This window comes from Aeromonas sp. QDB63 (assembly GCF_027707425.1).
Classification (GTDB): Bacteria; Pseudomonadota; Gammaproteobacteria; order Enterobacterales; family Aeromonadaceae; genus Aeromonas; species Aeromonas caviae.
In genome coordinates this window covers 39,972-60,084 of record NZ_JAPCIS010000006.1, presented here as the reverse complement: position 1 = coordinate 60,084, position 20,113 = coordinate 39,972, and the positions used below count along the sequence as shown (strand labels likewise).

Here is a 20,113-nt window from a genome sequence, read left to right as displayed (position 1 = left end):
ATCAATAAACGAAAATTTGCCGTCTCCATCACATTTCATAAAAGCAAACTTGATCTGCCAAAAAATTTACTGTTACCTGAATCATGAAATCGATTTCCACTCAAGGATTGTGTGTGAATCTTGACAGTGAAATGCGGGCCGCAGGATGACTCGGTCATTTTCTGCGTGAGTGCGAAAATCGACGCCATTATTTCCGTCTGTGATCAAAGGGGTAACAATGAAAACATCTCGGCTTAGAGCCCTGACGCTTGCCATGTCTTGCGTCATTGGCTTGCATGGCTGCTCCCTGCCCAGTGCAGGAGCATCTGGTTCAGCGACCTCCTCGGCATCTGCCGGACCTGTGGGTGAATTGCTGACCAATGGGGGCTTCCAGGGAACCGATGGATGGTGGACGGCCGGGGGGACCCTGAACGCCGAGAACCAGATGGGCTGTATCACCTTCACCGAGTCGGGCTCCAATCCCTGGGATGTCATCCTGGGTCAGTCCAATCTCGGCCTGGTGCAGGGGCAAACCTACAAACTCCATTTCACTGCCATGGCCAAGAGCGACATCAACGTCAAGGCCCTGATCCAGCATGATGGCGCCCCCTACACCAACTACATGGTGCAGGACCTCGCCCTCGGCAGCACGCCCAAACCGTTCGATATCCAGTTCACACCTTCTGCCACTGACGAGAAGACCCAGTTCCAACTTCAGATGGGCACCCAGACACCGACCACTGTCTGTATCGGTGAAGCCACGCTATCGGGCCCCTCCTTGATCAAGAAATCGGAGCTGGGCAGCGTGCGCGTCAACCAGGTCGGCTATCTGAGCAAGGCTCTGAAACGGGCGACCATCGCCACCGACAGCAAGGACGCGCTCCCCTGGACCCTGCGCAATGCCCAGGGTGAGACCATCGCGGAAGGCAAGACCACGCCCTTTGGCCTGAATGCCGCATCCGGCGAGAACGTGCAGATTGCCGACTTCAGTCAGGTCACCACCCCGGGCACCGGCCTGGTACTGGAGGTCGCCGGCCAGAAGAGTCATCCGTTCAGCATCGGCGATGACATCTATCACACCATGAAATTCGATGCCCTCTCCTTCTTCTATCAGCAGCGTAGCGGCATCGACATCGAAGCCAAATATGTCCAGCGCCCCGACCTTGCTCGCCCGGCAGGACACAAGCCCGAGAACGTAACCTGCTTCAACAAGCAGGACGCCAAGGGCAACCAGTGGCCTGGCTGTGACTTCACGCTGGATGTGACCGGCGGCTGGTACGACGCTGGCGATCAGGGCAAGTACGTGGTCAACGGGGGGATCTCGGTATGGACCTTGATGAACCTTTATGAACGGGAGCAGCTGGCGAAAGAGGGTGACAAGAGCGCCTTTGCCGACGGCAAGGTCAAGATCCCGGAACAGCACAACGGCTACAACGATCTGCTGGACGAGTCCCGCTGGATGATGGAGTTCTTCCTCGCCATGCAGGTGCCCGAAGGCAAGAAGGCCTGGGTGCCGGTAGGCGATCAGTCCAAGCAGCTCGACAGCCTGAAACTGACCGAGATCGATGCCTCCGGCATGGTCTTCCACAAGGTCGCCGACGAAGCCTGGACCGGGATGCCGCTCCCGCCCCACAAGGATCCACAACCCCGTTTCCTGAGCCACCCCAGCACGGCTGCGACTCTGAACCTGGCGGCCACTGCCGCCCAGTCTGCTCGCGTATGGAAAGATCTGGATCCGGCCTTCGCACAGCGCAGCCTGCAGGCAGCGGAACGAGCCTGGAAGGCGGCCAACCGCCATCCGGACGTCTATGCCTATGACAACTTTGTGGGATCCGGTCCCTATGATGACACCAACCTGAAGGACGAATTCTACTGGGCTGCCGCCGAGCTGTTTGCCACCACCGGCAAAGCCGAGTACAAGCAGGCCGTCCAGCAGTCCCCTCTCTATCTGGCTGCCCCCAAGGGGGATCGCAGCGCAAGCGGTGATCTCTACTGGCAGGATCTCAGCAGCGCAGGGACCATCACGCTGGCCATGGTGCCCAACAAACTGGGCAAACAGGAAGTGGAGAAGGCGCGCGCCGCTATCATCGCCGCAGCTGACGGCTACCAGAAGAGCGTGGCGACGGAGGGCTACCTTATCCCCTATCAGGCGACCGAATACCCCTGGGGCTCCAACTCCAACCTGATGAACCGCAGCATCTTCCTCGGGTTGGCCCATGACTTCACGGGAGAGCGCAAATACCTGCAGGCCATGTCCGATGCCATGGATTATGTGCTCGGCCGCAACCCCCTCGACCAGTCCTATGTGTCGGGCTACGGCAGCCGTCCGCTGAAGAATCCGCACCACAGGTTCTGGGCTCACCCCATCGACCCCGCGTCTCCCCTGGTTCCGCCAGGTGTACTCTCGGGCGGACCGAACTCCATCAACTTCAGCGATCCCGTTGCCTCCACCCTCAAGGGCAAGTGTACCGGCCAGACCTGCTGGAAAGATGAGATTGGTGCCTGGACGCTGAACGAGGTCACCGTCAACTGGAATGCCCCCTTCTTCTGGACGGTCAGCGTACTGGATGAAGGTGGATTGACCCGCTGATCACCCTTCCAATGCTCCGTCCCCATGACGGAGCATTGTTTTACTCCCCTGCCGACCTTGCCCAGGACAGCTCCCGCACCGGTCGCCACCCTCCGCTTTACGTTTCCCTTTTCCCTTTTCCCTTTTCCGTCATCATTCAGAGGCTGACGGCAGCAGAACCCTCTCTTATCGATCATTTCATTGCATCTGACCGCACCTTCGCAACCCTGCCTTTTACATGTCCGTCTCTTGGCCACCTTATTTGCGCATCCACTTGATCCCTCATTTGCCATCAGATCTGCTGACGCCATCTGGGCATCACCCGCTCCCCGCCTCTTCTACAGTGCCCCGCGCGCGAAGAAGGCGGGAAAGCAGGATACCCGGCTCCTGAATCGGGTTTCGTGACCCTCAGCGAGAACCACAAGGCAACCCCAGGCTGAGCCCGCAATCTGAGCAAGACACTGTACAGAGCCCCTGAGCCGACACCATGACCCCCTGCCACCAGGGGGTGAAGGAGCACGGCGATGGGCTCGGTTACCCGGGGTTGCTGGCATGGTCGCCGGATCGACACCATGCCGAAAGCGCCCCCTGCATCATGCAGGGGTCCAGGAGCAGCATGAAAACCACGACAGATTTGAAATCGATATTTCAAAATACCAAGTCGAATAAACATGGCGTAAATCACATCATAAAAACAATTACAACCAACTGATAGATAACGATATTTTATTTTGTATACCTTATATCAAATATCCATCAAGTGATCGCGATCACAATTACATAACCCGATTTGTGAAATCGATTTCCCACTTTGTTGCATCGATCTATAGTGAGCCCAGCTTAATAACTGAGGAATGATCATGAAAAAAATCATGTTGTGCTGCTCTGCCGGGATGTCCACCAGCCTGCTGGTGAAAAAAATGCTGGTAGAAGCCGAAAAACGGGGCCTGGCTGCCGAGATCAAGGCTTTTGGCGCATCGGAGTTCGATGACCAGATGCCCCATTACCAGGTGGTCTTGCTGGGACCGCAGATCAAGTACATGCAACCGGAGTTGCAAGCCAAGGCGGCGGCTCTCGGCATCAAGGTACAACCTATCGACATGATGGATTACGGCATGCAGCGCGGCGACAAGGTGCTGGACTACGCCCTCTCCCTGATTGGTTAAGCGTGCTCACAAGGAAGGACACACACTATGAGTTCACTCTATGGGATGCTGGTCAAGTTGATCGAACAACGGATCGGCCCATTGGCAGGAAAACTGGGCCAGCAACGCTATGTTCTGGCCATCCGTGACGGTTTTATTGCCGCGCTGCCGTTCATGATCGTCGGCAGCTTCATGCTGGTCTTCATTTTTCCACCCATCTCCAGCGAAACCACCTGGGGCTTTGCCAGAGCCTGGCTCGATTTTTCCAACACCTATCGTGCCGAACTCATGTTGCCCTTCAACATGAGCATGGGGCTGATGACGGTCTTCATTTCGGTGGGCGTCGCATCTAGCCTGGCCAAACAATACTCCCTGGACCCCATCACCACGGGCCTGCTGTCGCTGATGTCGTTCATGCTGGTGGCGGCGCAATATAAAGACGGCACCATCTCCACCCAGTATTTCTCCGGTCAGGGCATCTTTACCGCTCTCATTTGTGCCATCTATTCGACCGAGGTCTATGCCTGGCTCAAGCGCAACAACATCACCATACGTCTGCCCGAGCAGGTCCCGATGGGGGTCGCGCGCTCCTTCGAGGTGCTGATCCCGGTCCTGGCGATTATCCTGACCCTGCACCCCTTCAACATGCTGCTGCAGGAAACCACAGGCATGATCCTGCCCGAGGCGATCATGTCCATGCTCAAACCGCTGGTAGCGGCTTCCGACAGCCTGCCTGCCGTCTTGCTGGCGGTGCTGTTGTGCCAGATCCTCTGGTTTGCCGGCATCCACGGCACCATGATCGTCACCGGCATCATGAACCCCTTCTGGATGGCAAACCTGGCCAGCAACCAGGCCGCATTGGCCGCCGGCCAAGCCATTCCCCACACCTTCCTGCCCGGTTTCTGGGATCACTTCCTGTTTATCGGCGGCGTGGGCTCCACCTTGCCACTGGCATTCCTGCTGATGCGCAGCCGTGCCGTGCACCTGCGCACCATAGGGCGAATGGGCGTGGTCCCCGGGTTCTTCAACATCAACGAGCCGATCCTGTTTGGTGCTCCCATCATCATGAACCCGGTCTTCTTCCTGCCCTTCATCCTGGTGCCGGTGATCAACGCCATCCTGGCCTGGTTCGCGGTGGATCTGGGTCTGGTTGAGAAGGTCGTGATGCTGACCGCATGGACCACGCCGGCCCCCATCGGCGCCTCCTGGGCGACCAACTGGGCCTTCAGTCCGGTCATCATGTGCTTCATCTGCATGGGGATCTCCGCCCTGATGTATTACCCCTTCGTGCGGGCTTACGAGCGCACCCTGCTCAAGCAGGAAGCCGAGACGGCTGAAGCGGAAGAAGCCGCCAGATCAGAAAAAGCAGACACAATCACACCGATTCAGAGTCAGGCGTAAGCGCCAGGCGTGCGGGCGCCACGCCGCCTGCACGCCGGTCATCAAGAGGAAACTGCAATGCAATATACATTCCCCGAAGGCTTCTGGTGGGGTAGCGCCTCGTCGGCCGCACAATCGGAAGGAGCTGCCAATGTGGGCGGCAAGGCACCGACCATCTGGGATCACTGGTTCGAGACGGAGCCACACCGTTTCCATGGTCAGGTTGGCCCGGCCAACACCTCCACCTTCTACGATCGTTATCGTGAAGACATCGCATTGATGGAACAGATTGGCCACAACAGCTTCCGCACATCCATCTCCTGGGCCCGGTTGCTGCCGGATGGCCACACCGTCAACCAGGAGGCCGTCGACTTCTACAACAAGGTTATCGATGAGCTACTGGCCAAGGGGATCAAACCCTTCATCGGCCTGTTCCACTTCGACATGCCGATGTACTGGCAGGAGCAGGGGGGCTGGGAGAGCCGCGAAACCGTGGCGGCTTATGCCGAGTACGCAGCGCTCTGCTTCAAACTGTTCGGTGATCGCGTCGCCTGCTGGATGACCTTCAATGAACCCGTTGTGGTAGTGGAAGGAGGGTATCTGTATGACTTCCATTACCCGAACCAGATGGACTTCAAACGGGCAGCCCAGGTGGCCTATCACATGATGCTGGCCCACAGTCTGGCGGTGAAGCGTTATCGCACACTCTCCCTGCCCGGCCAGATCGGCATCGTCCTGAACCTGACCCCCTCCTATCCGCGCTCTTCAAACCCGGCAGACTTGAAGGCCTCGTTCATTGCCGACCTGTTCTTCAACCGCGCCTTCCTCGATCCTGCGGTGAAGGGGGTTTATCCCCAGGAGCTGATCGATATCCTGCGCGAGCACGATCAGATGCCCGTGGTGCAAAGCGGCGACTGCGAACTGCTGGCCGCCGGCAAGATCGATCTGCTCGGCATCAACTACTACCAGCCGCGGCGAGTGAAGGCACGCATGACGGCCATCAACCCGGACTCCCCTTTCCTGCCTGACTGGTTCTTCGAGAATTACGAGATGCCAGGCCGCAAAATGAACCCTTATCGCGGCTGGGAAATATATGAGCGCGGTATTTATGACATATTGATCAACCTGCGCGACAACTATGGAAATATCCCAAGCTATATCTCCGAAAATGGTATGGGTATCGAAGGGGAACACAGATTTATTGGTGAAGATGGTCAGGTAAAAGACGATTATCGTATCGACTTCATTCGCGGCCACCTCCAATGGATTCATACCGCCATTGCCGAAGGAAGTAATTGCCGTGGTTATCACCTGTGGACCTTTATTGACAACTGGTCCTGGATGAATGCCTACAAGAACCGTTATGGATTCATCAGCCTTGATTTGGAAAGCCAGCAGCGCACCGTCAAGAAAAGTGGTGAATGGTTCGCCAACGTCTCTCGTAATAATGGATTTTAAGGAGTCATAAATGATGGATCTTGAAGAAGCAGTCATGGGCATCATCGTCAATGCCGGCCAATCTCGCAGTCTCTGTTTCGAAGCCCTGCGTCAGGCTCGTGCTGGCCAGTTCAGCGAAGCGGATGCCTTGCTGCTCCAGGCCACCGACGCGGGGAAGGCTGCCCATGCCGTACAAACCAAACTGATTGAAGCCGATGAGGGCGAAGGCAAGACCAAGATGACACTGGTCATGGTACATGCCCAGGATCACCTGATGACCTCCATTCTGTGCCGCGAACTGGCCACCGAACTGGTCGAGATCTATCGCCGCCAAGCCAGCTGATTTTAACTCATCGGATCGGGAGTCCGTGCTTTTGCCACCGTTATATACGGTGGCTTTTTTTATTCTGGTTATACCAGCCAGCCGTCATGTCTTTCATACCTTTTTCAGGCAATTTCAAAAATATGAAACTGTCATGACGCGATACCAGTATAAGTTTCAACATCTGTTTATGGCTATTCTGGTGCTGCTTGTAGTCATCAATAAAACACTCATTAATAAACACACAGGAATGTGGATAATATGCGTAAACTTGGACTGATGTCAGTATTGCTGATGGCGGGAGGATTATATTCCACTCAGGCATCGGCATGGTGGTGGAGCAATCAGGATTGGCAGGTCTCTGATGGTTGGCGCAATGGCGGGTCAGAATTCGACTGCACCTGGCGCGCCGCCAACGTCTGGATGGAGTCCGGCACGGCCATCCTCCATGCGAAATCCGACAAAGGAAACAAGAGCTGCGCTGAGCTGCGAACCTACAACTACACCCGCAAGGGTCGTTATGAGGTGCAGATGCAGGCAGGATCGGTGCCTGGCACCATCAGCTCCTTCTTTACCTATACCGGAGATGCAGGCACCAGCTCTCACTATGAAGTCGACATCGAGCTGATGGGAGGCACAAACCTGCTCCATACCAACGTCTGGATCCAGGGGCGTCAGTATCCTCAGGACATCGACCTGGGCAAGTACGGTATCTCCATCTGGAACATGGAGCGCTACGCCTTCAACATCGACGAGGCGGGAGTCACCTGGCAGGTCTTCAGCCGCACCCAGAACAAATGGGTGAGCGTGCGCCGCGAGAGCCGCCCCGTCACCAGCTGGATGCAGACGTTTGTGAATAACTGGATCAGCGCCAACCCGAGCTTCCCGCCCAGCTCCTACAACGGCCAGCCCGTCTACGCCAAATACAAGTACGCCAATGTGACGCCCTGGGAGTGATCGCGATGGTCAACTAAATCCGGGCACACGGCGGCATACCCAAAACCGAAGACACAAAAAAGCCCAACTGAATAAATCAGTTGGGCTATATGGATGGCGGAGGAGGTGGGATTTGAACCCACGGATGGTCGCCCATCGCCGGTTTTCAAGACCGGTGCATTCAGCCGCTCTGCCACCCCTCCGCAGCAGTGCGACGCATATTACCCATGCCCCCAGCCCTTGTAAATCCCCACTCCGTTTGTTTGCCCATTTATTGGGCTATCTGGCGCACAAAACCGGCAAAACCACTGCAAACCGTGCTTTTTCAAGCGGATGGCTTGACTTGAAAACAGACTCACCCACTATAGGGGCCACTACCACATCCCCAGCAAGATGGACTTATGAGAATCAAACATGCCCTGTTCGCCGCCCTGACCGGCGCGACCCTGCTTGCGGCGCCCGTGCAGGCGAGCGAGCTGACCAAGAGCGATGTCGAGCAGATCGTGCGCGACTATCTGGTCAAGAATCCGGAGATCCTGGTCGAGATGTCCAACGCCCTGCGTGCCAAGCAGGAGAGCCAGCAGGCCGAGAACGACAAGACGCTGATAGAAGCCCATGCCAAGCAGCTCTTCGCCAACCAGGATCCCGAGAGCGGCAATCCCAAGGGCAGCCTGACGGTGGTGGAGTTCTTCGACTACAACTGCGGCTACTGCAAGCGCGCTCATCCCCTCATTCAGCAACTGCTCTCTGAGGACAAGGAGATCCGCTACATCTACAAGCAGTTCCCCATCCTGAGCGAAACTTCCTACTACGCCGCCCGCGCGGCGCTGGCGGTGAAGCTCGGCCAGCCCGACAAATACCAGGCCTTCCACGACAAGCTGTACGCCCATCAGGGACCCCTCTCCGACGAAGCCCAGGTGAAAGACGTCGCCAGGGCCGCCGGCGTGGACTGGAGCAAGGTCGAGGCGAAGATCAAGGACGGCAGCATCGATCAGAATCTGGGTACCAACCGGGCGCTGGCCGAAGCCATGGCCATTTCCGGTACCCCGGCCTTTATCATCGGCGATCAGATCCTGCGCGGCGCACCGCGGGATCTGGCCAGCCTCAAGGCTATCATCAAGGATGTCCGCGCCGGCAAGAGCATTCAGTAACCCGCGCCTTGTTCATGAAAAAACGCCCCGGCATGCCGGGGCGTTTTGCTATTCAGGCTGCAAACCATCAGGCCTGATGGGCCGTCGCAAGAAGCTGTCAGCAAGGCGAAGAGCAGCGCTGGGACCCGAGTTGATATGAATAAATGAGGCTCCCGAGCAACGCATGACCCGTGATCACGGCTTCGCAGCAGGGCCATAACCGTTCGGATTCTGGCTTTGCCAGCGCCAGGTATCGATCATCATCTGCTCCAGACCCCGCTCAGCCTGCCAGCCCAGCTCGTCACGGGCCAGAGCCGGTTCAGCCCAGCACTCGGCAATATCGCCGGGGCGACGGGGCTTGATCTGGTAGGGAATGGCACGGCCACTGGCTGCCTCGAACGCCTTGACCATCTCCAGCACGGAATAGCCCTGACCGGTGCCAAGGTTATAGGTGAAGACGCCGGTATCACTCTTGATGCGGGCCAATGCTTTGAGGTGACCGATGGCGAGATCCACCACGTGGATATAGTCGCGCACCCCGGTGCCGTCCGGCGTCGGGTAGTCGTTGCCAAAGACCCCCAGCTCCTTGAGCTTGCCCACGCCGACCTGACTGATGTAAGGCAGCAGGTTGTTGGGGATGCCGTTGGGATCTTCACCGATGAGGCCGCTCTCGTGAGCCCCCACCGGGTTGAAGTAGCGCAGCAGCACGATGGCCCAGCGAGGATCGGATTTGGAGAGGTCACGCAGGATCTCTTCGACCATCAGCTTGGAGCGGCCATAGGGGTTGGTGGCGCTGGTGGGGAAATCTTCCCGCAGGGGTACCGAGGCCGGATCCCCATAGACGGTGGCCGAGGAGCTGAACACCAGCCGGAACACGCCGGCCCTGGCCATCTCTTCGCACAGCACCAGGGTGCCGGTCACGTTGTTCTGATAGTAGGTGAGCGGGATCTGGCCGGATTCCCCCACCGCCTTGAGGCCGGCGAAGTGGATCACGGATGCTATCTTGTGTTCGGCAAACAGCCGTTGCAGGCAGGCTCTGTCCAGAATGTCCCCTTCCACGAAGGTGACCGGCTTGCCGGTGATCCGCTCTACCCGCTTGAGAGACTCGGGGGAAGCGTTGGAGAGGTTGTCCAGTACTACGACCTGCTGCCCGACGTTCAAGAGTTCAACCAGGGTATGGGAGCCGATATAGCCGGCGCCCCCTGTGACCAGAATTGTCATTTTGTATCCCGTGTTCGACTGAAACTGGAGCTGAGTCTACCCGCCCGGCCCCGTTGCGAAAAGAGCGGGATGCTCATGGCCCCCTCAATAGTCGACGCTGACATCCCCGCTGGCGGTGCAGGAACAGGCCAGCGCCACCCCGTTCTCGAGATCTTGCGCGCTCAAGGTCATCACGCTCTGGCGCTCGATTTCGCCTTCCGTGGTGCAGCGACAGGCGCCGCACACCCCGGCGCGGCAAGCGGCCATCATGGTTTCCCCCGCCCCCTCCAGCGCCGCCAGCAGGGTCTGGCCAGGCAGTATCTTCACCTTCTTGCCGCTCTTTTTGAGGGTCAGCCAGAAGTGGTCGCTATCGGCCGCAACTGGCGCCGCACCCGATGTAACAGCAGGCAGGCCGAACGACTCCTGATGCAACTGCGCTGCCGGCAATCCCAGCTCCGCCAGCATGGTGCAGACTGCGGTCATGTAGGGGGCAGGCCCGCACAGATAGACATGGCGGCTCAAGAGATCCGGCGCCAATTCCTTGAGCATCCCCGGTGTGAGCCGGCCAACCCAGGGATGAGCCGTTGGCGCCTCTTCCCCTACTTTCTCCAGCACTAAAGCATGGCGCACACCGGCATGAGCCTCAGCCAGCGAAGCCAGTTCCCTTGCGAAGATCACATCCCCGGGGGTTCTGGCGCTGTGAATAAAGCGGATGTCTGCATCCGGCCGTTCGGCCAGCTCGTCCCGCAGCATGGCCCACATGGGGGTGATGCCGGAGCCGGCGCTGAGCAGCAGCGGCCGCTCGCAGGGGAGCGCGGTCAGGTGAAAATCGCCGAAGGGGCCGTCTACCCGGATCTCGTCCCCCACTTGCAGGCTCTGATGCAGATGGTGAGAGACCAGCCCCACATCCTTGATGGTGACCTGCCAGAAAGGATCCTGCGGGCTGGAGGAGAGGGTGTAGGCGCGGCAGTGGGGCTGGCCGTCAATCATCGTGTGCAGGGTGACGCACTGGCCAGCCAGCACGGAGGGCAGGTCGCCAGCCAGGGGTTCAAATTGCCAGCTCGCCACGTCGTGGGTCTCTGCCCGGCGGGCTATACAGCGCAGGCTCAAAGAGGTGGAGGTCATCGCAAGGCTCCTCTTGCTCGGAAATAGCGTTGAAAAAAGGCGAGCCATCAGGCTCGCCAAAGGCTTACAACATGCTGAGCGTGTAAGGCTGTATCTTTGCTCAGGCCGCCAGGATCTCGGCGAGATCCGCGTCTGCCGTGGTGGTTCCTTTCAGGCCGAACTGCTCCTCCAGCACCTTGAGCAGGGCCGGGGTGAGGAAGGCCGGGGCGGTCGGGCCGGTGCGGATGTCCTTCACACCGAGCGCCAGCAGGGTGAGCAAAATGACGATGGCTTTTTGCTCGAACCAGGAGAGCACCAGGGTCAGGGGCAGATCGTTGACGCCGCACTCGAACGCGTCGGCGAGCGCCAGCGCCAGCTGGATGGCGGAGTAGGCATCGTTGCACTGACCCACGTCCAGCAGACGGGGAATGCCGCCGATGTCGCCGAAGTCGAGCTTGTTGAACTTGTACTTGCCGCAGCCCAGGGTCAGCAGCAGGCTGTCCTGCGGGATCGCCTTGGCAAACTCGGTGTAGTAGGCGCGCTCGGCACGGTCACCGTCACATCCCCCCACCAGGAAGAAGTGGCTGATTTCGCCAGCCTTGACCTTGTCGATCACCGCAGGAGCGGCCTGCATCAGGGCGTTGCGGGCAAAACCGATGGTGATGAAGTGCTCGAGCTCAACGTGCTTGAAGCCTTCCAGCGCTTGCGCCTTGGCGATAACGGCGGAGAAATCTTCCCCTTCCAGGTGGGTCACACCGGGCCAGCCGACGATAGAGCGGGTGAAGATGCGATCCGAGTAGTTGCCCACGTTCGGGTCGATGATGCAGTTGGAGGTCATCACCACGGCGCCCGGGAAGTTGGCAAACTCCTTCTGCTGGTTCTGCCAGGCGGAGCCATAGTTACCCACCAGGTGCGGGTACTGCTTGAAGAAGGGGTAGGCCAGGGCCGGCAGCATCTCGCCGTGGGTGTAGACCTTGATGCCAGTGCCCCTGGTCTGCTCCAGGATGAGCTTGAGATCCACCATGTCGTGGCCGGAGACCAGGATGCACTTGCCCGGTACCGGAGTGACGCGTACCTGGGTCGGCTCGGGGTGGCCGAAGGCGGTGGTTTCACCGAGATCCAGCATCTCCATGATCTTGAAGTTCAGCAGGCCAATATCCATGGCGCACTTGAACAGGAGATCCAGATCGCAGGGATCCGTGCCGAGCCAGCTCATGATGCGATGGAATTCGGCGGCGACCCCGGCATCCTGCTGATCCAGCACCCGGGCGTGTTCCATGTAGGCGGCGGCGCCCTTGAGGCCGTAGAGGCAGAGCAGGCGCAGCCCCATGATGTCTTCGTTGACCTCGTTCTTGCCCCGGTTGACCGCGGTCTGCGGCGCCTGGGCAAGCTGGGCCAGCAGATCGGCACCCGGTTCGAAGCTGGCCGCGGCGGGCAGCGTGTCGGCCTGCACCGCCAGCGGTGCCAGCTTGGCGGCCAGTTGCTGGCGATAGGCCAGCGCCTGGTTGACGTAGGCGACGATGCGAGCGGAGTCGAAGTTGACGTTGGTGAGGGTGGCAAAGAACGCCTTGGGCACGAAAGCGTCTATTTCGCTGTCGACGATGCCGTGCTCGCGGGCCGCCAGGGCCCAGGCGCTGAGCCCTTGCAGGGTATAGATCAGCACATCCTGCAGATCAGAAGTTTCAGCCGTCTTGCCGCACATGCCTTGTGCATAGGCGCAGCCGTTGCCTGCCGGGGTACGAATAGTCTGTTCACATTGCACACAAAACATCATGTCTCTCCTAATTGGACATTTCAGTTATCTGTTTTGTGGCGATTCTATTCCGCTCCTGGAAAACTTAATAGGCATTCAATTTACCAATTAACATTTCATTGATGCAGATCAAATAGAAAAAAGCCGCCCAAATCGGGCGGCAAGCGGGTGGGAAATCAAGGAGAGACAACTCGGGTTTGCAACAACAGGGGCAATGATACGGGCCGGGGCATGGGCAGCCGGCCCCAGGTTCATCAGGCCAGATAGGCGCGCAGCATCCAGACCAGTTTCTCCTGCTGCTGCACATAGTCGGAGAGGATGGACGCAGTCCCTTCATCACCGGCATCGGCGGCCTGACCCAGGATGCGGCGCTGGGCAACCAGCAGTTCGCGGAAGCTCGCCAGCAGGGATTCCACGCAGGCACGACCGTCATGCAACCCCTTCTGCTCGGGGATGGCGGACACCTGGATGTAGTCGCTGAAGCTGTGCAGGGGCACCCCATCCAGGGTCAGAATGCGTTCGGCCAGGGCATCGACTTTCAGCAGCAGGTCGTTGTAGATCTCTTCGAATTTCAGGTGCAGCTCGAAGAACTGGTTGCCGCGGATGTTCCAGTGGAAGCCACGGACGTTCATGTAGAGGATCTGGTAGCTGGCCAGCAGCTTGTTGAGCTCGGCGGCCAGGGCTTGTGATTGAACGGTATCAAGACCAATGGGGCTCTTCATGATTCACCTCCAGGTGGTAAGCATTATCGGGAACGGAGTCAGCTTATCCAGAAGCAGACTCAAAGGACAATCGTCCGTGCCTTGCCGATCCATAGCCAATGGCTATCGTCGGCAAAAAAATGCACCGGCTTTCATTGCTCAAGCCGTTCGATATAGAGGATCACCTCGCCGAGATGAATACCGAACTTGCTGATCTTCGCGCGGTTGATCAGGCGGTCGTCGTCCAGCAGATACATCCAGTCATCAAAGCTCACCCTCACCACGCTCTCATCCGGCAGAGCCAGATCGAGTTGATAACGCCAATTGAGGGCAAAGCCCGCTGTCTTGCCTACCGCCTCCCCCACCACGTCTGAAGCCGTGCCGCGCCAGTGGCCATCCGCCCCCTTGCTCAAGAACCAGGTGCGGGTCTGCCGACGGCCATCATCAAAGTAGAACTGCTCGAACAGCTCCCCCTTGCCCTCTCGCCAGTGCCCCTGCATCTCGACCCGAAAGCGACTGGTCACTTCGCCGCTGCGGTCCGTCACCAGGCCATGGGCCACCAGCTTGCCATTGAAGAAACGGGCGAGATCCCAACCCGGCCGGGAGCCGCGATAATCGTCAAGACCCGCGCCGCAACCAGAGAGCCACAGCAGGGGCAGCAACCAGGCAAGACGCCACCAAGAAGAGAACTTCATGGAATACTCCATCAGGATTGGCCGCGCAGGCGGCGGGTCAGAGCGGGATCCCGGCTGTCGTCAGTCAGCCAGATAGCAAGAAACGCGGGGGCGAAGGCGGGATCATCGAGAGAGCCAAGGAGGCGATCTCGCAACCAGAAGTGGCCCGTGCCTTGCTTGTCCACATAAAAAACCAGCTTGTCGCCGGGGGCGACATCCGGCCAGAGCGTGGCCAGTCGAGCCAGCCAGCGTTGGCGCTCACTCTCGCTGCCAAGGCCGAGCCGCTGCCACTCGGCGGCGGTCGCCTCCAGCAAATCCTGGCGCTCGATGGCCCTCGCGTAGGTAATGCTGAGGGCCTGCGGGTAGCGCCCCGGCTGATAGCGGCCGCTCTCGCTGTAGAGGGTGGCGTCATAGAGCTTGAACCAGAGCCAGCGCATCTCCCCCTGTCCCACGGTACGCAGCCCCTGCCAGGGGGCGGCAACGCTCTGGGCGGTCGCAAACAGTGGCAGGCTCAAGGCCGCCAGCAGCAGGCTAGTTCCACCCCATGTGCCAACGGGCGGGATCCTCCAGTTCATGCCAGTCCATCTCCTGTTCCTGCAGGGTGTTGATATCCTGCATCACCACGCTTGCCAGATGCCCCTGGGCATCGCGCTGGCAGGCCACCACCAGGTAGAAACGCTCGGCCAGCTCGCACTGGCCATCCCTGGTCCACTTGGAAAACAACAAGGTGTCGGTCGAAAAGGTGTTCATCTCGTCTCACCCTCCAGCTTGACCGTTACCCACAGGAGTACGGGTAACCACCACATCCAGATCACCGCCAGCAGCACTGTGCTTGTCCAGATGCCCCAGGGTAAGTTTACTGCCCCCATGGCGGCCCCCGCCATATAGGAGGAGGCGCCCCCCACCATGCCGAACAGCCCCTGTTGCCAGCGCGGCAAGGGGCGAAGCCAGGGAAGGCCGTGGGAGAGGGTCAGGGCGAAACCGCACCAGAGCAGCAACAGCCAGAGCGGAAAACCGGACGGAAAGTGAAACAGGCCGAGGCGCCAGAGCAGGATGTCGAGCAGGCAGCCTGCCAGGGCGACCGGGATGAGGCGCCAGTCCTGCCCGCGGCGGGGGGAGAAGATGAAATGGAGCAGCAGCATCCCGAGCAGCGGGCCCGGTTGCTGCCATGTCACCGCCAGCAACCAGTAGAGGTTGAATCCCAGCAGGTGGGCCCACTGCCACATGATCAGCGACCGCTTGCCGGCAAGTCCCCGGACCAGCCATGGGGCCCCGGCTTGGCGGCCTCCAGTTGTACCAGGCTGATGGCCCGCTCCCAGAATCCCCCTTCACAGTAGGCGAAGTAGAAGTGCCAGAGCCGGATGAAATCCTGGCTGTAACCGAGTTTGGGCAGCTCCGGGGCCAGCGTCAGGAAGCGTTCGCACCAGTGGGCCAGGGTACGGGCATAGTGGTGGCCGTGATCGTGCAGCCGTACCAGCTGCATGTCGGTCTCCCGCGCCAGCAGACCCGCCATCTGGGAGACGCAGGGCAGGCAGCCTCCCGGGAAGATGTAGCGCTGGATGAAGTCCACCCCGCGCAGATACTGGGCGTGGCGCTGATCGGCGATGGTGATGGCCTGGATCAGCAGGCGTCCGCCGGGCTTGAGCAGGCGCGACAACTGGCGGAAATAGTCGGGCAGGAAGGCGTGCCCCACCGCCTCGATCATCTCGATGGAGACCAGCTTGTCATAGCGTCCCTCCAGCTTGCGGTAATCCTCCAGCAGCAAGGTGATGCGATCCCCCAGCCCCTCCCGCTCGATCCACGCCTTGGCATAGTCGTGCTGGGCCCGGGAGATGGTAGTGGTGGTGACCCGGCAGCCGTAGTGACGGGCCGCATAGACGGCAAGACCGCCCCAGCCGGTGCCTATCTCCAGCAGATGGTCGTCCGGCCCAAGCTCAAGCCGCTCGCAGATGGTGCGCAGCTTGGCCTGCTGCCCCTCCTCCAGGGTGGCATCCGGGTGGGGATAGATGGCGCTCGAATACTGCATGTGGCTGTCGAGAAAGCCCTGATAGAGGGTGTTGCCAAGGTCATAGTGGGCGGCGATGTTGGCACGCGAACCGGTCAGGGTATTGCGATTGAACCAGTGGCGCACCTTGTTGAACGGGAAGCTGAGCCAGCCGAGGCGCCGTTCCAGGGCGTCGAGCAGCGGCAGATTGCGGGCCAGCAAGCGCACCAGTGCCACCGGCTCCGGGCTGGTCCAGAGACCCTCCACCCAGGTCTCTCCTGCGGCGATGCTCCCCCCCAGCAGCAGGCGGCGATAAAACGCCGGATCCTGCACCACCAGCTCGGCAGGCAGGTCGCTGCCCGCCTTGCCGAAACGGTGGCACTCGCTGCCGTCGTGGAGCACCAGCTGGCCCTGCTCAAGGCGCGCCAGCAATTTGAGCAGCAGTTGCTTGGCCCCCTTGTCGATGAAAGAGGCAGAGAGGGTTGATTGAGCAAGTTCCATTAGCGGCTCTCCGAATGGGTCAAGAGTGGGGTCGTTCGGTTGGGATGAACCCGCACCATGGGCTGCTGACAACACCTGGAAGCGGAATTAAACGGGTGTATCAGCGTCACGGGCGGCTCTCCGGATGGGTGAAGACGGGGGTGCGTTTGATAAAAAGGCGCAGGGCCTGCCAGTAGATCCCGAGCAGCACCTTCAGGGTCATCCAGGGCCAGCGAGCCAGCAGCGCCGCCAGCCCCTTGCGCGACAGCGGCGCGCGGCGCAGGGCCAGGGTGGCGTCAAACAGCTTGCTCTCACCGGATACGGGGTGGCTCTCGATATGGATCAGCGCCTCCTCTTTCGGCGCCCGGATGCGCCAGTGGTAGCGCATCCCCAGTCCCATGAAGGGGGAGACATGAAAATCCTTGTCATGGGGGGAGAGCGCCGCCAGATCCAGCAGGTAGTAGTGACGCTCGTTCCAGGGGGTATTGGAGACCTCAGCCAGCAGGTAGCGGGTCTCCCCCGCCCGATCGCAGAAGTAGAAATTGACCGGGCTGAAATAAAACCCGAGGCAGCGCACGTTGCCAAGGAGCAGCACCCGCCCGCCGGGCTCCGCATCCCCTCCAAGGGCCGCCACCTTGTCCCAGACCGCCTGCTTGAGGGGCCCTTCGCTGCCCCGCAGATAGTCCTCGCGGCGAAACGAGAGCAGTCCGGCCCGCTCCACGGCAAACCAGCGCCCCTGCTCAAGCCCGGGCAGTTCGTCCAGATCCAGCCCCAGCATGAAGAGGCTGTATGAAAAAGCGTGGGCCCTGGGGGCGAAGCGGCGGTGGCGCACCGAGCCTTGCCAGATGGCGCTGATCCCCTCCCCCATTCCCTCGTCCCCTTGCGTCAAGGCTGCGGCGCCGCTCATAGCTCGGCCCCGAAGCGTCTGGCCACGTCCAGGGCGCTGCGCACCCCGTCCTCGTGAAAACCGTTGTACCAGTAAGCCCCGCAGAAGTGGGTATGCTGATGGCCACAGATCTCGCCCCGTCGCTGCTGGGCGGCGATGGAGCCCTGATTGAATACCGGATGATGATAGACGAAACGGCGCAACACCTTGCTCTCGTCCACCCGTCCACGGGGATTGAGGCTGACGCAGAAGGGCGCGGGGGAGCTTACCCCCTGCAGGATGTTCATGTTGTAGCTCACCAGGGGGCGCGCCCCGTCATCCTCACCGAGCTGGTAGTTCCAGCTCGCCCACGCCTTGCGGCGCATCGGCAGGCAGGAGGCGTCGGTGTGCAGCCAGACGTCGTTGGCCTGATAGGGCATGTTCCCGAGGATGGCCCTCTCTCCCTCGCTCGCATCCGCCAGCAGGGCCAGGGCCTGATCGCTGTGACAGGCGAAGATCACCTCGTCAAAATGGGCCTCCTGCCCCTGGCTGGTGACCACGACGCCATCCGCCACCCGGCGCACCGCCTCCACCGGGGTAGCGAGGCGGATGCGCGACTGCCAGCCCGCCGTGAGCGGCCCTATGTACTCTCGCGAGCCACCCGGGATCACATACCACTGGGGCCGGTTCGCCACCTCCAGCAGCCCGTGGTTGGCGAAAAACCGCAGGAAGAAGCTCAAGGGGAAGGCACGCATGTCCGCCAGGGTGGAGGACCAGATGGCCGCTCCCATGGGCAGGATGTAGTGGCGGGCGAAATAGTCGCTGAATTTCCCCGCCTGCAGGAAGTCCCCCAGGGTCAGCTCGGGGGTCAGCTCCCGCTGGCGATGCGCGGCCAGCCAGGCCCGCGCCTCCCGGTTGAAGCGCAGTATCTCGGCGACGAAGCGATAGAAGCGCGGGCTCAGCAGATTGCGGCGCCGGGCGAACAGGGTATCGAGGTTGTGACCGTTGTACTCCATCCCCTCGGGACTCTTGACCGAGAAGCTCATCTCGGCGGGTTGGCGCCCCACCCCGATGCGCTCCAGCAATTTGAGGAAGTTGGGATAGGTGCGGTCATTGAAGACGATGAAGCCGGTGTCGATGGCATAGTGGCGCCCAGCCTGTTCCACCTCCACGGTGGCGGTGTGGCCTCCCAGGGTCGGCGCCGCCTCGAACAGGGTGATGTCATGCAGCTTGTGGAGCAGAAAACCGGCGGTGAGACCGGAGATACCGGAGCCGACGATGGCGATCTTTTTCTTCATGAAGGGCGTCCTTTCGAAACGAGTGTGCGGCCAAGGCGCAGCCAGAGCCCTGTCGGCAGGGCGCCGAGCAGGCGCAGCAGCCAGATGAAGCGACGGGGAAAGTGGATCTGGTGGCGACCGGCGGCAAGCCCCGTCATGATGGCGCGGGAAGCCTCTTCCACCGTCACCAGGCAGGGCATGGGAAAATCATTCTTGTCGGTGAGCGGCGTCTGCACGAAGCCCGGGCGGATCAGGGTCACCCCGATGCCCTTGCTGGCCAGATCCAGGCGCAACGTATCCGCCAGATAATCGAGGGCCGCCTTGGAGGCGCCATAGGCCTCCGCCCGTGGCAGGGGCAGCCAGCTCACCGAGGAGCTGACGATGGCAAGCCGTCCACCTGCCCCCAGCCGCGGCAGCAAGGCGGCCAGGGCGTTGCCGGTGGCGATGAGGTTGGTCTCGATGACCCGGGCAAACAGGGCGCCGTCAAAGCCTTCTGCCGGATCCATGTATTCACAGTTGCCCGCATTGAGGATGAGCAGGTCGAGGACGGGCAGGCTCGCGGCCACCCCGGCCATGGCGGCGCTGTCGCGCGCATCGAATCGCAAAGGGGTGATCCCCAGCTCGGCCAGTGCCTGCAAGCGCACCTCGTCACGGCCACAACCCCACACCTGCCAGCCGGCGCGCCGATAATCCAGCGCCAGCTGGCGGCCGATGCCCGAGGTGGCCCCGGTGATCAGCACCCGGCCGCTCATGTCCCCAGCCTCCCCTTGATGGCCCGTACCACGGGCCCCAGCAGCGGCAACTGCTCGTAGAGCATGGCCCCGAGATCGAAGTAGTCCCGGTGCAGGCACACCTTACCCCAGGAGTCGAACGTCAGCCGGGTGGCCCCCTCCACCCTGACGGCCTGGCCACCGGCAATCCTGGGGTGGGAAAAGGTCATGACCCAGGCGAGCCAGGCTTCGTTGCCCGACTGCTGCTGACTCGTTATCTCGAAACTGCACTGGGCAAGGCGCTCATAAAGGGAGGAAAAGTAGCGGGTGAGCGCGGCCAGCCCCTCTATCCGGTGCGCAGGATCGATGAAGAGCACCTCATCGGCATAGACCTCCGGCAAGCGGTGCAACTGATGCTTGTCCAGTTGCAGATAGAGGATGACAAAGCGGGCCAGCGCGTCATTCAT

General features: G+C 60.5%; 20 protein-coding genes and 1 tRNA gene. 7 read left to right on the top strand and 14 right to left on the bottom strand.

Annotated features, from left to right (window positions below; genetic code table 11):
• Positions 1–217: 217 nt before the first annotated feature.
• The 6 genes from PG879_RS06295 to PG879_RS06270 all read left to right on the top strand — a co-directional run bounded on the left by PG879_RS06295 (position 218) and on the right by PG879_RS06270 (position 7,789).
• Positions 218–2,569, top strand: coding sequence for a glycoside hydrolase family 9 protein (locus tag PG879_RS06295; RefSeq protein WP_333563500.1), 2,352 nt, complete (start codon positions 218–220; stop codon positions 2,567–2,569).
• 839 nt (positions 2,570–3,408) lie between these two features.
• A complete protein-coding gene (locus PG879_RS06290; protein WP_210601693.1) occupies positions 3,409–3,714 on the top strand; it encodes a PTS sugar transporter subunit IIB in 306 nt (101 codons plus the stop codon).
• A 27-nt stretch (positions 3,715–3,741) separates the two neighbouring features.
• A complete protein-coding gene (locus tag PG879_RS06285; RefSeq protein ID WP_010673338.1) occupies positions 3,742–5,094 on the top strand; it encodes a PTS cellobiose transporter subunit IIC in 1,353 nt (450 codons plus the stop codon).
• A 57-nt stretch (positions 5,095–5,151) separates the two neighbouring features.
• On the top strand, positions 5,152–6,531 hold the full coding sequence (locus PG879_RS06280) for a glycoside hydrolase family 1 protein (RefSeq protein WP_210601694.1): 1,380 nt from the start codon (positions 5,152–5,154) through the stop codon (positions 6,529–6,531).
• Between the two features lie 10 nt (positions 6,532–6,541).
• On the top strand, positions 6,542–6,853 hold the full coding sequence (locus tag PG879_RS06275; RefSeq protein WP_010673336.1) for a PTS lactose/cellobiose transporter subunit IIA: 312 nt from the start codon (positions 6,542–6,544) through the stop codon (positions 6,851–6,853).
• 240 nt (positions 6,854–7,093) lie between these two features.
• Positions 7,094–7,789, top strand: a complete 696-nt coding sequence (locus PG879_RS06270; RefSeq protein WP_080560416.1) for a family 16 glycosylhydrolase — start codon at positions 7,094–7,096, stop codon at positions 7,787–7,789.
• Positions 7,790–7,883: 94 nt separating this feature from the next.
• Here PG879_RS06270 and PG879_RS06265 read toward each other — a convergent pair.
• Positions 7,884–7,971: transfer RNA gene (locus PG879_RS06265), tRNA-Ser, on the bottom strand.
• A gap of 198 nt (positions 7,972–8,169) precedes the next feature.
• Between PG879_RS06265 and PG879_RS06260 the strand changes: the two genes are divergently transcribed.
• Complete coding sequence (locus PG879_RS06260) at positions 8,170–8,919, top strand: DsbA family protein (RefSeq protein ID WP_039041345.1); 750 nt, start codon at positions 8,170–8,172, stop codon at positions 8,917–8,919.
• Between the two features lie 174 nt (positions 8,920–9,093).
• Here PG879_RS06260 and galE read toward each other — a convergent pair whose 3' ends face one another.
• The 13 genes from galE to PG879_RS06195 form a co-directional block, all read right to left on the bottom strand.
• Positions 9,094–10,119, bottom strand: a complete 1,026-nt coding sequence (galE, locus tag PG879_RS06255; protein ID WP_049637027.1) for a UDP-glucose 4-epimerase GalE — start codon at positions 10,117–10,119, stop codon at positions 9,094–9,096.
• An 84-nt stretch (positions 10,120–10,203) separates the two neighbouring features.
• Positions 10,204–11,223 carry a hybrid-cluster NAD(P)-dependent oxidoreductase gene (locus PG879_RS06250; RefSeq protein WP_049637026.1) on the bottom strand — a complete coding sequence of 340 codons (1,020 nt, stop codon included), beginning with the start codon at positions 11,221–11,223 and terminating at the stop codon, positions 10,204–10,206.
• A 100-nt stretch (positions 11,224–11,323) separates the two neighbouring features.
• Positions 11,324–12,973 (bottom strand): hydroxylamine reductase, encoded by a 1,650-nt coding sequence (hcp, locus tag PG879_RS06245; RefSeq protein WP_109112613.1) that lies wholly within the window; start codon positions 12,971–12,973, stop codon positions 11,324–11,326.
• A 236-nt stretch (positions 12,974–13,209) separates the two neighbouring features.
• Positions 13,210–13,677: a Dps family protein gene (locus PG879_RS06240; protein WP_010673329.1), complete on the bottom strand. Its 468-nt coding sequence runs from the start codon at positions 13,675–13,677 to the stop codon at positions 13,210–13,212.
• Between the two features lie 131 nt (positions 13,678–13,808).
• Positions 13,809–14,351, bottom strand: a complete 543-nt coding sequence (locus PG879_RS06235; protein WP_103244407.1) for a DUF3833 domain-containing protein — start codon at positions 14,349–14,351, stop codon at positions 13,809–13,811.
• 11 nt (positions 14,352–14,362) lie between these two features.
• Positions 14,363–14,905 carry a chalcone isomerase family protein gene (locus tag PG879_RS06230; RefSeq protein WP_210601696.1) on the bottom strand — a complete coding sequence of 181 codons (543 nt, stop codon included), beginning with the start codon at positions 14,903–14,905 and terminating at the stop codon, positions 14,363–14,365.
• On the bottom strand, positions 14,862–15,080 hold the full coding sequence (locus tag PG879_RS06225; RefSeq protein ID WP_010673326.1) for a TIGR02450 family Trp-rich protein: 219 nt from the start codon (positions 15,078–15,080) through the stop codon (positions 14,862–14,864). The genes PG879_RS06230 and PG879_RS06225 overlap by 44 nt, the downstream gene beginning before the upstream one ends.
• A complete protein-coding gene (locus PG879_RS06220) occupies positions 15,077–15,556 on the bottom strand; it encodes a DUF2878 domain-containing protein (protein WP_210601697.1) in 480 nt (159 codons plus the stop codon). Before PG879_RS06220 ends, PG879_RS06225 begins: the two co-directional genes overlap by 4 nt.
• 2 nt (positions 15,557–15,558) lie before the next feature.
• A complete protein-coding gene (locus PG879_RS06215) occupies positions 15,559–16,815 on the bottom strand; it encodes an SAM-dependent methyltransferase (protein ID WP_210601698.1) in 1,257 nt (418 codons plus the stop codon).
• Between the two features lie 106 nt (positions 16,816–16,921).
• Positions 16,922–17,701, bottom strand: a complete 780-nt coding sequence (locus PG879_RS06210) for a DUF1365 domain-containing protein (RefSeq protein WP_042017709.1) — start codon at positions 17,699–17,701, stop codon at positions 16,922–16,924.
• Positions 17,698–18,957, bottom strand: a complete 1,260-nt coding sequence (locus PG879_RS06205; RefSeq protein ID WP_210601699.1) for an NAD(P)/FAD-dependent oxidoreductase — start codon at positions 18,955–18,957, stop codon at positions 17,698–17,700. The genes PG879_RS06210 and PG879_RS06205 overlap by 4 nt, the downstream gene beginning before the upstream one ends.
• A complete protein-coding gene (locus tag PG879_RS06200; RefSeq protein ID WP_210601700.1) occupies positions 18,954–19,688 on the bottom strand; it encodes an SDR family NAD(P)-dependent oxidoreductase in 735 nt (244 codons plus the stop codon). Before PG879_RS06200 ends, PG879_RS06205 begins: the two co-directional genes overlap by 4 nt.
• Entirely contained in the window at positions 19,685–20,113 is a 429-nt protein-coding gene (locus tag PG879_RS06195; RefSeq protein WP_210601701.1) for a nuclear transport factor 2 family protein, read from the bottom strand. Before PG879_RS06195 ends, PG879_RS06200 begins: the two co-directional genes overlap by 4 nt.

What these genes read in the sequence shown, in the direction of transcription:
- PG879_RS06295 (WP_333563500.1), top strand. Translation starts at nt 218, where the DNA reads ATGAAAACATCTCGGCTTAGAGCCCTGACGCTTGCCATGTCTTGCGTC.
- PG879_RS06290 (WP_210601693.1), top strand. Translation starts at nt 3,409, where the DNA reads ATGAAAAAAATCATGTTGTGCTGCTCTGCCGGGATGTCCACCAGCCTG.
- PG879_RS06285 (WP_010673338.1), top strand. Translation starts at nt 3,742, where the DNA reads ATGAGTTCACTCTATGGGATGCTGGTCAAGTTGATCGAACAACGGATC.
- PG879_RS06280 (WP_210601694.1), top strand. Translation starts at nt 5,152, where the DNA reads ATGCAATATACATTCCCCGAAGGCTTCTGGTGGGGTAGCGCCTCGTCG.
- PG879_RS06275 (WP_010673336.1), top strand. Translation starts at nt 6,542, where the DNA reads ATGATGGATCTTGAAGAAGCAGTCATGGGCATCATCGTCAATGCCGGC.
- PG879_RS06270 (WP_080560416.1), top strand. Translation starts at nt 7,094, where the DNA reads ATGCGTAAACTTGGACTGATGTCAGTATTGCTGATGGCGGGAGGATTA.
- PG879_RS06260 (WP_039041345.1), top strand. Translation starts at nt 8,170, where the DNA reads ATGAGAATCAAACATGCCCTGTTCGCCGCCCTGACCGGCGCGACCCTG.
- galE (WP_049637027.1), bottom strand. Translation starts at nt 10,119, where the DNA reads ATGACAATTCTGGTCACAGGGGGCGCCGGCTATATCGGCTCCCATACC.
- PG879_RS06250 (WP_049637026.1), bottom strand. Translation starts at nt 11,223, where the DNA reads ATGACCTCCACCTCTTTGAGCCTGCGCTGTATAGCCCGCCGGGCAGAG.
- hcp (WP_109112613.1), bottom strand. Translation starts at nt 12,973, where the DNA reads ATGTTTTGTGTGCAATGTGAACAGACTATTCGTACCCCGGCAGGCAAC.
- PG879_RS06240 (WP_010673329.1), bottom strand. Translation starts at nt 13,677, where the DNA reads ATGAAGAGCCCCATTGGTCTTGATACCGTTCAATCACAAGCCCTGGCC.
- PG879_RS06235 (WP_103244407.1), bottom strand. Translation starts at nt 14,351, where the DNA reads ATGAAGTTCTCTTCTTGGTGGCGTCTTGCCTGGTTGCTGCCCCTGCTG.
- PG879_RS06230 (WP_210601696.1), bottom strand. Translation starts at nt 14,905, where the DNA reads ATGAACTGGAGGATCCCGCCCGTTGGCACATGGGGTGGAACTAGCCTG.
- PG879_RS06225 (WP_010673326.1), bottom strand. Translation starts at nt 15,080, where the DNA reads ATGAACACCTTTTCGACCGACACCTTGTTGTTTTCCAAGTGGACCAGG.
- PG879_RS06220 (WP_210601697.1), bottom strand. Translation starts at nt 15,556, where the DNA reads ATGTGGCAGTGGGCCCACCTGCTGGGATTCAACCTCTACTGGTTGCTG.
- PG879_RS06215 (WP_210601698.1), bottom strand. Translation starts at nt 16,815, where the DNA reads ATGGAACTTGCTCAATCAACCCTCTCTGCCTCTTTCATCGACAAGGGG.
- PG879_RS06210 (WP_042017709.1), bottom strand. Translation starts at nt 17,701, where the DNA reads ATGAGCGGCGCCGCAGCCTTGACGCAAGGGGACGAGGGAATGGGGGAG.
- PG879_RS06205 (WP_210601699.1), bottom strand. Translation starts at nt 18,957, where the DNA reads ATGAAGAAAAAGATCGCCATCGTCGGCTCCGGTATCTCCGGTCTCACC.
- PG879_RS06200 (WP_210601700.1), bottom strand. Translation starts at nt 19,688, where the DNA reads ATGAGCGGCCGGGTGCTGATCACCGGGGCCACCTCGGGCATCGGCCGC.
- PG879_RS06195 (WP_210601701.1), bottom strand. Translation starts at nt 20,113, where the DNA reads ATGAATGACGCGCTGGCCCGCTTTGTCATCCTCTATCTGCAACTGGAC.